The organism is Desulfotomaculum sp., from assembly GCA_003513005.1.
Classification (GTDB): domain Bacteria; phylum Bacillota; class Desulfotomaculia; order Desulfotomaculales; family Nap2-2B; genus 46-80.
In genome coordinates, this window is the sequence record DOTD01000087.1 from 72977 (window position 1) to 84855 (window position 11879).

Annotated in this window: 15 protein-coding genes, 1 tRNA gene and 2 pseudogenes; 13 read left to right on the forward strand and 5 right to left on the reverse strand. The window is 45.4% G+C overall.

The window, feature by feature from the left end; genetic code table 11:
* Nucleotides 1-81 precede the first annotated feature (81 nt).
* From DEH07_11300 to DEH07_11330, 7 genes are all read left to right on the forward strand, one after another.
* A complete protein-coding gene (locus DEH07_11300) occupies nt 82-816 on the forward strand; it encodes a cell division protein FtsQ (GenBank protein HBY05074.1) in 735 nt (244 codons plus the stop codon).
* Nucleotides 817-840: 24 nt separating this feature from the next.
* Complete coding sequence (locus tag DEH07_11305) at nt 841-1566, forward strand: hypothetical protein (protein HBY05075.1); 726 nt, start codon at nt 841-843, stop codon at nt 1564-1566.
* Nucleotides 1563-2234, forward strand: a complete 672-nt coding sequence (locus DEH07_11310) for a hypothetical protein (protein HBY05076.1) — start codon at nt 1563-1565, stop codon at nt 2232-2234. The genes DEH07_11305 and DEH07_11310 overlap by 4 nt, the downstream gene beginning before the upstream one ends.
* Nucleotides 2235-2263: 29 nt before the next feature.
* A complete protein-coding gene (locus DEH07_11315; GenBank protein ID HBY05077.1) occupies nt 2264-2602 on the forward strand; it encodes a DUF1290 domain-containing protein in 339 nt (112 codons plus the stop codon).
* 87 nt (nt 2603-2689) lie between these two features.
* Nucleotides 2690-3745 (forward strand): cell division protein FtsZ, encoded by a 1056-nt coding sequence (locus DEH07_11320; protein ID HBY05078.1) that lies wholly within the window; start codon nt 2690-2692, stop codon nt 3743-3745.
* 267 nt (nt 3746-4012) lie between these two features.
* Nucleotides 4013-4930 carry a sigma-E processing peptidase SpoIIGA gene (gene spoIIGA / locus DEH07_11325; GenBank protein ID HBY05079.1) on the forward strand — a complete coding sequence of 306 codons (918 nt, stop codon included), beginning with the start codon at nt 4013-4015 and terminating at the stop codon, nt 4928-4930.
* Nucleotides 4931-4953: 23 nt separating this feature from the next.
* The gene (locus DEH07_11330; protein HBY05080.1) at nt 4954-5682 is read left to right on the forward strand and encodes an RNA polymerase sporulation sigma factor SigE; all 729 of its coding nucleotides are present in this window, start codon (nt 4954-4956) and stop codon (nt 5680-5682) included.
* Between the two features lie 17 nt (nt 5683-5699).
* Here the strand turns inward: DEH07_11330 and DEH07_11335 are convergent, their stop codons facing one another.
* The gene (locus DEH07_11335; GenBank protein ID HBY05081.1) at nt 5700-6182 is read right to left on the reverse strand and encodes a DUF456 domain-containing protein; all 483 of its coding nucleotides are present in this window, start codon (nt 6180-6182) and stop codon (nt 5700-5702) included.
* Nucleotides 6183-6446: 264 nt separating this feature from the next.
* On the opposite strand from DEH07_11335, the gene DEH07_11340 reads away from it, so the two are divergent.
* The 4 genes from DEH07_11340 to DEH07_11355 all read left to right on the forward strand — a co-directional run bounded on the left by DEH07_11340 (nt 6447) and on the right by DEH07_11355 (nt 7882).
* The gene (locus DEH07_11340; protein HBY05082.1) at nt 6447-6890 is read left to right on the forward strand and encodes a tRNA-specific adenosine deaminase; all 444 of its coding nucleotides are present in this window, start codon (nt 6447-6449) and stop codon (nt 6888-6890) included.
* A 6-nt stretch (nt 6891-6896) separates the two neighbouring features.
* Nucleotides 6897-6991, forward strand: a tRNA-Ser gene (locus tag DEH07_11345).
* A gap of 236 nt (nt 6992-7227) precedes the next feature.
* Nucleotides 7228-7503, forward strand: a complete 276-nt coding sequence (locus tag DEH07_11350; protein ID HBY05083.1) for a prevent-host-death protein — start codon at nt 7228-7230, stop codon at nt 7501-7503.
* Nucleotides 7484-7882: a type II toxin-antitoxin system mRNA interferase toxin, RelE/StbE family gene (locus DEH07_11355; GenBank protein ID HBY05084.1), complete on the forward strand. Its 399-nt coding sequence runs from the start codon at nt 7484-7486 to the stop codon at nt 7880-7882. The genes DEH07_11350 and DEH07_11355 overlap by 20 nt, the downstream gene beginning before the upstream one ends.
* Here the strand turns inward: DEH07_11355 and DEH07_11360 are convergent.
* The 4 genes from DEH07_11360 to DEH07_11375 form a co-directional block, all read right to left on the reverse strand.
* Nucleotides 7871-8467 (reverse strand): hypothetical protein, encoded by a 597-nt coding sequence (locus DEH07_11360; GenBank protein HBY05085.1) that lies wholly within the window; start codon nt 8465-8467, stop codon nt 7871-7873. The genes DEH07_11355 and DEH07_11360 overlap by 12 nt on opposite strands.
* A gap of 20 nt (nt 8468-8487) precedes the next feature.
* Nucleotides 8488-8985, reverse strand: a complete 498-nt coding sequence (locus tag DEH07_11365; GenBank protein ID HBY05086.1) for a hypothetical protein — start codon at nt 8983-8985, stop codon at nt 8488-8490.
* Nucleotides 8969-9607: a hypothetical protein gene (locus DEH07_11370; GenBank protein ID HBY05087.1), complete on the reverse strand. Its 639-nt coding sequence runs from the start codon at nt 9605-9607 to the stop codon at nt 8969-8971. Before DEH07_11370 ends, DEH07_11365 begins: the two co-directional genes overlap by 17 nt.
* Nucleotides 9608-9802: 195 nt before the next feature.
* Nucleotides 9803-10291, reverse strand: a complete 489-nt coding sequence (locus tag DEH07_11375; protein HBY05088.1) for a hypothetical protein — start codon at nt 10289-10291, stop codon at nt 9803-9805.
* Between the two features lie 545 nt (nt 10292-10836).
* Between DEH07_11375 and DEH07_11380 the strand changes: the two are divergent.
* Together DEH07_11380 and DEH07_11385 are read left to right on the forward strand one after the other, a co-directional pair.
* Nucleotides 10837-11139: pseudogene (locus tag DEH07_11380) on the forward strand (DNA-binding response regulator).
* Nucleotides 11140-11584: 445 nt separating this feature from the next.
* A pseudogene (locus DEH07_11385) lies at nt 11585-11875 on the forward strand (multidrug ABC transporter substrate-binding protein).
* Nucleotides 11876-11879 lie beyond the last annotated feature (4 nt).

Below are 11879 nucleotides of genomic sequence, written 5' to 3' on the forward strand. Positions count from 1 at the left end.
AGCTATGGATATATAATAAAAAGAAAAAGCTATTATAAAATAATTATCATTACAGGTTATAATATTTATAGCATCTGGGAAGTGGACTTTTTGGTCACCTATCGGGTGGAGGTCAAAAAAACTGTCAAGCCTAACCTTGGCGGCAGTATTTTTTTTATCTTACTTTTGCTTCTGGTAGTTTATATACTCATTTGTTCTTCTTTTTTTGAGATACAAAAAGTAGAAGTGAAGGGAAATATATTTTATACCACCGAAAAGATAAAATCCCTGGCGGCTATTGACTTGCATAAGAATATTTTTAAAGTGGACCTGACTGCCGCATCTTCAAGAATAAAAAAACTTCCTATGATACGGGAAGCCGAAGTAAAACGCGAGTTGCCATCGGGTGTGCTCATCTCTATAGTGGAACGCGAACCGGTGGCTTTTTTATTTACCGCCCCAAATTTCATTCTGATTGATGAAGAAGGTGTATATTGCAGGAAAGGCAAAATTAGCGAAGCGGATCTCCCGGTAGTGACAGGCTTTAGTGTACACGTTCCGTCGGAAGGCCAGGCTATTCAGAACCAGTTTCTGACAGTTGCCCTGGATGTTGTTAAAAGCCTTCCACAGGGATTAAGCGGTACCTTATCGGAAATAAATGTGGACAAAAATAAGAAAATAACCATCTACACACTTGACGGGATTCGATGCCGGATGGGTTTTCCCGATAACATTTCCCGCAAGGGGGATGTTCTCGGACAGGTTCTGGACAAGCTTGAAGACAGGGAAATAGATTATATAGATCTTTCATCTGCGGACTGTCCTGTAATCAAGTAGTAGTAGAAAGGAAGGTAAGCCGGAATGTTTCAGCTAAAAAAATACCGGTTGGTTCTAATTATCATAGGCTTAATTGCCGGTTTCATGTTCAGCTACCAATTCCGGCTGACCAAAAATACCGGACATAATTCATCTCTCTACCAGTCTCAGACTTTAGTCAGCCAGGTTGATAAATCCAGGGAAGAGCGGGATGTTTTGCAAAGCCGCGCGGAGAAGCTAAGGGCCGAACTCGATAAGGCGATGACCGGAGCCCAGCTTAGCACTTTAAAAGATGAATTGAACGGCGCGCGTATGCAAGCCGGTCTGATCGAGGTAAAAGGCCCGGGTGTGGAGGTTACCTTAAACGACAGCAACAAAATCGTGCAGCCAGGCGAAAATCCTAATTTGTACGTACTTCACGATGAGGATGTCCTGAAAGTTATAAACGAGCTTAAGGCCGCCGGCGCACGTGCTTTGTCGATAAATGGACAGCGGCAGCTTGCCGACAGCGAAATCCGCTGCGTCGGCCCGACAATTCTGACCAACAAATTTTACCGGTTAACACCGCCGTTTATTATTTCCGCCGTGGGTGACCCGGATAATATGATAAAATCTTTGCAGATGCGCGGGGGAATAATTGAACAGCTTCAATTCTGGAGTATACAGGTCTCGGTGAAGAAGGTATCGGAAGTAACTATACCCGCTTATACCGGCAGTTTAAGATTCGATTATGCCAGGCCGGTTTTTAACAGGGAGAGTAATAATACATGAGAAAAACCTACTTCTTTATTTTCCTTGTCGCTCTGATTGTCGGATTAATGGTCACTTTTCAAATTCGGACAATAAACCGGGCAGCCCAGGGCGTTCCCGCCGGCAGGGATCAGGAACTGACTATAGAATACCGGAGGCTTGAAACGGAAAAAGCTAACTTGAGGAAAGAAATCAAGGATTTAGACAGCAAATTGGCGCAGGCTAATAAGGGTCAAAAGGAAGCTCTCTCGGCGTTAAAAGGAGAATTGGATAACGCAAAAGTAGCCGCCGGTTTAGTTAAGATAACCGGCCCAGGTATTGAAATTACGCTGGATAATCCCCGGACGTCATCAGAGGCTGAAACGCCAACTCTTTTTACGCTCCGGGATGAAGACCTTCTAAGAGTTGTTAATGAATTGCGTATTGCAGGTGCGGAGGCGCTTTCCATTAACGGACAGCGCATCGTGGCAACTACGGAAATAAGATACGCGGCGCCTTTCATTAACGTTAACCTTACCCGGGTTGTGCCGCCTTATTACATCCTGGCAATAGGTGATCCTGAACGATTAAGAGCAGCGATGGATATTTCAGGCGGGGTTGTTGAATATTTAAGGGAACTCGGGGCGGCTGTGGATATTCAAACCAGTGAAGACCTGACCATACCGGCATACAATGGCAGTCATTCCTGAGCCATGTTGAAGAAGGAGCGTCATTATACATGTGGGTAAGTATTTGGGCCTTGCTTGGCTTGCTTCTGGGAGTTATCCTGGGATTATATGTTCCTTTGTTTTTTCCCGTAGCCTATGCCAAGTATATGTCCGTCGCAGTGCTTGCGGCTTTGGACTCGGTTTTTGGGGGCATCCGGGCCGCTATGGAAGACACTTTTGATCTTGCAGTATTTATCAGCGGATTTTTCAGCAACGCTTTACTGGCTGCGGGATTGGCTTTTGTCGGTGAAAGGCTTGGTATCGACTTATACCTTGCCGCAGTTGTCGCATTTGGTGTCCGTCTGTTTCAAAACCTTGCTATTATCAGACGTCACCTTTTAAAGAAATAATTTCCCTGGTTCAAAGAGGATAATAACCCTTTTTGTTGAATTTTATTATTTATTCAATTGACTAAGATTTTAAAAGGGGGGAAACCCATGCTTGACTTAGAGCTGAATATGGACCAATTCGCCAGCATAAAGGTAATTGGTGTCGGTGGGGGGGGAAATAATGCAATAAACCGGATGATTGTAGCCGGCTTAAGAGGTGTGGAATTTATTGCCGTAAATACTGATGCTCAGGCGCTGCAACTTGTCCAGAGCAACAATAAAATACAGATTGGAGCAAAGCTGACCAAAGGCTTAGGTTCAGGAGGCATTCCCGAGATTGGCAACAAAGCGGCGGAAGAAAGCAGAGATGATATCTTCCAGGCTTTAAAGGGCGCTGATATGGTTTTTGTGACAGCGGGTATGGGAGGAGGCACCGGTACCGGCGCTGCTCCGATAGTGGCGGAGATTGCCAAAGAAATAGGCGCGCTGACAGTCGGCGTGGTAACCAAACCGTTTACATTTGAAGGCCGCAGGAGAATGAACCAGTCCGAAACGGGTATTCAGAACCTCCGTGAGAAAGTCGACACGCTGATTACAATTCCTAATGACCGCCTGCTTCAGGTTATTGACAAACATACCTCAATGCAGGAAGCGTTTCGCATAGCTGACGATGTTCTGCGGCAGGGAGTCCAGGGAATATCGGATTTAATCGCTGTGCCCGGCTTGATTAATCTGGACTTTGCCGACGTAAAAACGATTATGAAAGATACCGGTTCAGCCTTGATGGGCATTGGAATAGCCAGCGGTGAAAGCCGGGCTACGGAAGCGGCAAAAATCGCTATTTCCAGCCCCCTGCTGGAGACGTCTATTGAAGGAGCAAGGGGAGTCCTGCTGAATATCACGGGCGGGACCGGTTTGGGCCTCTTCGAAGTTAACGAGGCTGCGGAGATTATTTCTCAGGCTGCAGACCAGGAGGCTAACATAATTTTCGGCGCCGTTATTGATGAAATGATGGAAGAAATGGTCAGAGTTACCGTCATTGCAACAGGTTTTGATCAAAAACCGTTCATTAAAAAGGAGCGTCCGAAGACGGAAGTTGGCCTGAAACCCTTAAGCAGTCACGAAGAACTTGATATACCCGCATTTCTTCGCCGGAAGCGCTGACACTCGATTATCGTCTTTAAATAAAAGAAATAAAAGAAATAAAAGAAATAAAAGAAATAAAAGAAAAAGATTTTTGTCGGATAAAGATAGAAAATTATTTGCCAGATAGCCAATAACTGACAATGTTTACTAACCCTGCCATTGTATAATTGATGCAGGGTTTTAATTTTTTAAGCATCATGTTGGTTTTTGCATATTTGTCATAATGATAGTAAAACGGCCATATCATGGTAGGGGTTATTAAAACCTGTCTGGGGGGAAGTTTTATTGGCGGGTTACGTGGTTTATGTTGACCAGGTTTTGATCGGCAACTTAATCATGAACTATGTAATCTTGTGGGCTGCGGGGCGGTTAGGTCAGGTTAGCCCGCGCTTCCCAAGGCTTCTTCTTGCTGCAGGTGTCGGAAGCGTCTACTCTCTGCTTTCTTTTTTTTCATCAGCCGGCTGGCTTTATAACCTTCCTGCAAAGGTATTAATGTCACTGGTTATGGTCCTGATTGCTTTCGCTCCTTTGTCATGGCGTGTTCTGGGAGGCTGTTTTTGTTTTTTTTACCTTGCCTCTTTCAGCCTTGGCGGCATGGTCTTAGGCTTTACCTATCTTCTGCATTCAAGTCCGGTAATAGCGGGTGAAGCGGAAAGGATTACATCTGTAATCGGCAGGTATTTTTGGGCTGTGGTCCTGCTGGCTTTGTGTTTTTTCTGGGCTGTGTACGTCACAGGCGGCTGGTTTTTTAGAAAGAAAGGCGGCCTGAACCGTTTTCAGGTACCCCTTGGAATCAGCATTTACGGGCGGAACGTAAAAGTAAACGCGCTGGTAGATACAGGCAACAGCCTGATGGACCCTCTTACCGGGGAACCTGTAATCGTTGTGGAATACTCAGCCATAAAAGTTATCCTGCCATCCGTCGTGAAAGTGTTTTTCGAGAAAAAGGAGCTTGATTACACATCCTTGCTGGCTGCTTTGGAAGGAACATCATGGGCGGCGCGTTTCAGGGTAATCCCTTTTCATTCACTCGGCATGGAACATGGACTCCTTGTCGGTATTCGTCCCGATGAAGTGGAGATAGACCAGAATGGCGGAAAGGTGTTTGTTGACAGGGTGGTTATAGGAATCTCCCGCGGCCGCCTGAATTCAGGTTCCGCCTATCATGCCCTGCTTCATCCGGGTTTGCTGGAAGCGGCATAAGGAAAGTTTGGAGGGTTGCAGCCATGGCTTTAAAAATCTGGCGAGTGAAGCTGGTTTTTCGGGTTCTATTATTGCGGATATTCAGCCGGCTCGGTTATTGTCCTAAAATATTTTACGTGGGCAGTAGCGAGGCCCTGCCGCCCCCCCTTTCAATTGATGAAGAATGTTATCTGATCGACAAATTGGAAGCGGGCGATTCGGCCGTACGGACTGTTCTGATTGAAAGAAACCTGCGCCTTGTAGTCTATATTGCGCGCAAATTTGAAAATACGGGAGTTGGCGTCGAGGACCTGGTTTCCATAGGAACCATAGGCCTGATTAAGGCGGTCAACTCGTTTGATCCCGCTAAAAAAATCAAACTTGCCACCTATGCCTCCCGCTGTATTGAAAATGAGATCCTCATGTACCTTCGCAGAAACAGTAAAACACGTTCCGAGGTCTCGTTTGACGAACCTCTTAACACGGACTGGGACGGCAACGAACTGCTTCTTTCAGATGTGCTGGGAACTGAAAACGATATCATCTATAAATATATTGAGGAAGAAGTTGACCGTAAGCTTCTCCACCTTGCATTGCAGAAACTGGGCAGGCGGGAGAGGATGATCATGGAACTTCGTTTCGGGCTGGCCAACGGGGTTGAAAAAACTCAAAAAGAAGTTGCGGATATGCTTGGCATTTCACAGTCGTATATTTCACGGCTGGAAAAGAGGATCATTAAAAGGCTGCAGAGAGAAATCCACCGCCTGGAATAATTTGAACTTTTACAGTTTTACCGCCAAATGATCACTAAAAACCAGATGATCATTGTTAATTCAACGGCTATCTTCAGCGCTGATCCGCCGATTAGCCCTATCAAGGATCCCACACCTGTCCGCAAAGCCTGCTCTGGTGTCCTGCTGACCAGCAGTTCGCCTAAAAATGCGCCCAGGAAAGGTCCCAGGATTATCCCCGCAGGTCCTAAAACCGGTATTGCGATAATCATCCCGATTACGCTTCCCCAGAGCGCAGTTTTTGATCCCCCGTAGCGGCGTGTACCCCACATGCTGGCGATGTAATCAACAGTGAATGTTAAAACTGTAAACAGCGCCTGCCAGATGAAAAATCCCCAGGTGAGATCAGAAAAGCCTGTAAACAGTCCGTAAACAATCATTCCCAAAAAAATTATCGGCGCGCCGGGCAGAACAGGAAGAATAGTCCCGGCCAGGCCGATGACAAAAAGAATTATTGCCAGGATTAACCCGATTACATGCATATTCAATCCCCTTCGTCATATTTTTTTAGTTAAGTAAATAATAACCTATTCTATTATATAAATCCAGATCGTCTTTGCAGTACCGCTAGCGGACCGCGCTGTGCGGCAAGCGGCATTAAACCGCCGGAGTAAGCGGCGCCAACGCCTTGCCTGACGGGTTTTACTGCATAGTTACACCTTGATAAGTAATATTGCCTGTGTTAAAATTAAATTCCGGTTATGATGGATGATCAAGACAATGCTGCACAAAAGCATATTTTGTATATGAGACAGGCCCTGGCCGAAGCCGAGAAAGCTTTTCTGCTTGGTGAAGTGCCCGTAGGGGCTGTTGTTGTCCTGAATGATGTAATTATCGGGCGGGGGCATAATCTTCGCGAAACAATACAGGACGGATCCGCCCACGCCGAAATCATCGCTCTTAGGCAGGCGGCGGCTTTGCAGAAAGATTGGCGCTTAAGCGGGTCTTCAATATACACAACCGTTGAGCCATGCCCCATGTGCGCAGGGGCGCTTTTAATGTTCCGGGTGGAAAACCTTATCTACGGTGTTAAAGATCCCAAGGCGGGGGCTGTTGATTCTTTAATCGATATAGTCCGGGATACAAGATTTAATCACCAGGTAAAAGTTGTTTCCGGAGTGCTTGAGGAAGAATGCAAAGCCATCATACAGATGTTTTTCCAGCAGCTGAGAAAAAAAGAAGAAAAATAATCTTATGGAGAGATGGCCGAGTTTGGCTGAAGGCGCTCGACTCGAAATCGAGTAGGCGGTTAGTACCCGTCTCGGGGGTTCAAATCCCTCTCTCTCCGCCAAAAACACAACAGAACCAAGATGTATCACCTTTCAAGGAGGAACCTCTTGGTTTTTTTGTGTTTTTGGCAAACTGGCAAAGCAGGGGAAAGTGTTAGCTTAAGGTTCAAATTGCCATAGCGGGAAAAGAGACAAAATTTTTTTAACGTAGCAAGCGAGGAAGCTCCCGTAGTTTTCCTATTGATATTATCAGAAACATGATATAATAATGATATGTTTAATAAGCGAGGTGTACAATATGCCAATAATTCGTCCTGTTTCCGACCTGCGGAACAAGACTCCTGAAATTGAGGAAATATGCATAAAAGAGAAAAAACCGGTATTTATTACCAAGAATGGCAACGGTCATTTAGTCATTATGAGCCAGCAGCTTTATGAGGAACAGCGGGCTTTATTAGAACTTTATGAGAGACTTGACGAGGCGGAAGAACAAAGCCGCGCCGGAAAGCGCCGACCGTTCCGCGATGTTATAGCAGACTTAAGGAGCCGTATTCATGCCAAAACATCTAATTAATATTACTGCAGCGGCAGAACAGGATTTGGTCCAAATTGTTGATTATATCGCAAATGACAACCCTACCGCCGCACTTAAATTGGCTGAAGAAATTGAGTGTAGCATTTTACAACTTGAAGACTTCCCGCTGATCGGCGCAATACCCAAAAATCGAAGACTAACCCAGCAAGGATACCGTGTTCTGATAGTCGATAGTTACTTGGTGTTTTATGTTCCGCTGAACAACGGGACCGTTGAAATACGGCGTAATATAAGCGGAAAAAGAGACTATAATTTTTTTATTATAACGTCGATGAAGACATTTCTTGTATGTAAAGGAGAGACTCTCCAAGATTCACCAAAGAGCAGGGTCTCGTGTATGATTACTTTAATCGAGTAGGCAGTTAGTACACGCGGGGGTTCCATTGATCTGGTTACTATTAAGAACAAGTTGTTGCAGGTTGGTGGCGTATTCAAGACCAGTTAAATCCTGAATTTCACTGAAACGAGCAATAAGGCTTGTCAACCCTTCCATATCCGTGCTAGTAATGTCTCCAGTGGGCTTGTCCAGGGTGCCCCGTACGGCTGCTTCCAGGTTGGTGTCATTAAAGTGTACTATAACGGCTGATTCATCGAAAGTACCGCCTATAATATGGCTGCTTGCGCTGGCCGAGGATCGGCCGTTGGCTGTTTTTAAGTTGCCGGTTGATTTAATAGCCAGGGTGTCACCTACAGCAAGGGTTGCGTAAACAGCGTCGCTGACAGTCAGAACCAGGGTCTTTGCATTGCTCCAGATGCCGCTGTATTCAGTGCCGAAGGATTTGCCGCCGAAGTCGATCAGATTATCCACTGCAGTTTTTGTTAATACATCCGGCTGGCTGGTATCCACATTGAAGGCGATTGTTAATGTATCGCCGTTTCCCAGGCCGGTGTTGCCACCGGTGTCCGCGGCGGTAATGCCGGTAATAACCGGTGCGGCTGGCACAGAGCTCCCGCCGCCGCTTCCTACTCCGGACTTTGCTGTTGGCGTACCTGCGCACGCTCTTTTACCCATTCCTGAACTTGTGCCCAGAGCTTTTTGAGTTCCGGAGTCAGGGGGGCGGGGGAAGATGGGCGGTGCGCCGTCCTGGGAGATAACCGTATCTGGTCACCGGTAATAGAAATTGCCTTTTGGGCTGCGGTTATTATAGAGTTACCGATAAGCAGGGAGATGGTCTCTTTCGCAGTTGTTATGTCAATCATCCAGAAGGTTCCCCGGATGCCGGCAACACCCCAGGGCATGTTGATGACCACACGCTGCCTGGATGTATTGGGCTTGAGCCACCACGGCGCTTTCTGTCCCTGGGCGGTGGTGTTGTCTTGAAGAGCGAAAAGACTATTTCCCAAATCGGAAGGTATTTCAGAAGAAGCCAGGAGTGTTTCTGCTGGAGTTGTGTCAGAGAAAATCTTGAAGCCACTATTGTCTTGCCCTGCTGAATCCTCTTTCTCATACTTGCTTGCCAATGCGCCGTATATTCTTCCTTTTTAAAGGGTTACTTTCCCCTTTTTTTACGTTAAGTGTTCCAAATAACTGGGCCGGGCTTGTTTCGGGGCCAAGGGTCAAAACACCTGTGATGCCCCTGGCCAGTTCGTCGCGGCGCAGGGATAAATCGGGGTGAAAAAGCTGGTCTTTGTCCAACTCAACAAGGCCGGCCTGGATAGCCGTGGCTATAATCTTATAAGCCCAGTTGCCGGAATCAACGTCTTTTATAGTAAGATCATTCTCGGCAAGGGCGCCTCCCGCAAGCCTGATGAAAAGAGACACCGCTTCAGCCCGGCTGATTTTTTTATCAGGGTTGAAAGTGCCGTCGGGATATCCTTTGAAAAATCCTGCCTTCACTGCAGCTTCAATTTCCCCGAAAGCCCAGTGCTTTGAATTTACGTCTTTGAATGACGGAGATATATTCTTTAACGGCTGCAGTCCTTTGGCTAAAACCACAGCCTTCGCCGCCTGGACGCGGGTGACATTTACACCGGGGCGAAAAGTCCCGTCCGGGAATCCACTGATGATACCTCTTTCAGTTAAGTAACGGATGAAAGGCTGTAAAGGGTCATTTTCTGCAATATCTTTAAACTGCGTTTTCACAGATATTTGATCTTCGGAAGCTGTTGCAGCGGTTGATGCGATATTTGAGGTAAGAAGAAGGCATAAGAAGAAGTTTTATCACAGAAGCTGGGTATTCAGGATTTAAACCGGTATTTCCCCAATATACTCCGCAATAGAGTGTTGGTCATACATGGTGATGCGCAGAAAGAATTTGGGCAGCACTTAATTATAAACTCAGTGATCGATCTTATTAACCAGTGCTATGTAAAATTCTTCTATAAGTTGATTATATCCATGCCTGCTTTCAATTTTAACACTTTGCCCGTCAGCAAAAGCGATTACTATACATGTTATATCTACTCTAAGTCCTGCTTTGATAATATTGTAATCACAACTGACACTGACAATCTTATCCAGATTGAAGACTTTTACGGATATTGATTCTTTTTCGGCGCTTGCTTGTATTAAAAGTTTTTCTGTGAGAAACCAGAAATAACCCGTGCGTCCTCTTTTTACCGGCTTTCCAAAGAAATCGTAATCATCTCCTATATACCCTACCAGGTCGGGAAACCATGAAATAACATCGTTTATCTCACCGAAATATTCTTTAAGGATTTCTATTAACAGTGGATCGCAAGTATTTTCAATACTTCTAAGTAATTGTATATTCACCAGCGCCAACTCCTGTTGTTTATTTTTAAACTCAAAATTACCGTTTTTCAAACGATACCTTATATACACTCTTCGGGGAATGCTTTTCTAGATTACCAGGTGTTTTGCCTGGGCGAGTGAAGCCTGCCTGCCATTAAATTTTTCGGATATGCATTTTTATGATATCGATATTCCGTCCCTTTGAAAAATTATTTGCGTATAAAAAACACTTCCACAGTTCACGGTGAAACCCTTTTATCCCGCTTAAAAAATGTCCCTATGCTCAAGAACTGATATTTTGCGACATACTCATAAGTACGCTGTCCGAAATCCGGACACAGGCACTTAGTTCTATCCCGGCCGATGTCAATAATGCAAAAGATTATATGGCTCCGGCGGTGTGGAGCGGATTGCTGAACGTTTTATCTGCCCGGCTTTTAGATTTAAAGAAGGAAAAGCAGAAAGCTATATAGAAAAACTGCTTCAAAGAATGATTTTTTCCCTTGTTATTCAACAATATTTCAGTTTTCATTCAGTATGATTTCAGTTTAGGACCGGATAATATAGGTATTACAAAACTACAGGGTGGTAGATAAAGTATGCAGCCGTAAAAGGGAATTAAAATATTGTTGGTGGACGATGAGCCGAACATACTTGTATTTTTGGAGCTTGGCCTGCAAAATGAGGGGTTTGAAGTGCAGTCGGCTCAGGACGGGATGACGGCTGTCAACCTGATTAAGGATTTCCAGCCGCATGTAGTAATACTTGATGTGATGATGCCCGGGATGGACGGTTTTGAAGTATGCCAGCTGATTAAAAAAACGGATAACGTGGCGGTAATTATGCTGACTGCCAGGGACGAAGTGGATGACCGGGTAAAAGGTTTGACGCTTGGAGCAGATGATTACATGGTTAAGCCATTACTCTCCTTTGTCGCCATGTTATTCGGGCTGCTTTGCTTTCTGCCCATTATTAGAAAAACGCTGGTTCCTTTGTTCAACATGGTAGACACAGCGGAACAAATATGATGCGGACAGCATGAAACAGGTTGTTCTAAACTTATTTCAAAATGCCGTACAGCATACTGATCCCGAAAATGGCGAGATTCAGGTTTGCTTTCGTCCACTAAACTGCAGCTGAAAGCTGAGATTAACGAGGCGGATATCAGCGATGTAATAACAGGACTGGAAGCAACGTTCACAGTTGACACATATCCCGGAAACCTTTACAGGGAAACTCGTCTCAGCGGCGCCCAACGCCACTACAGTCAGCAATGTGCAGATGTATGACACGATCATCTCCATTGACGATTACAGCAAACCAAGAGGAGGAATGCCGGCCAGTATAAGCATTGTTATCTCCTCTTTGACGCTTTTTCTGGCGGGAGTGGCCATGATCTCCTTAATAGTCGGAGGGATAGGTATTATGAACATCATGCTTGTCTCTGTGACGGAGCGTACCCGGGAAATAGGCTTGCGCATGGCTATCGGAGCTACAAGGCAGGATATACTTAACTAATTTCTTTTTGAAGCCGTTCTGCTGAGCCTGGCTGGATCTTTATTTGGAATTGTTTTCGGCCTCGCCGGAACAAAGATTTTTTCATATTTTGCAAACTGGTCTACGGCAATTTCCATAAAAGTTAAAGGCGATTATTAAGCAC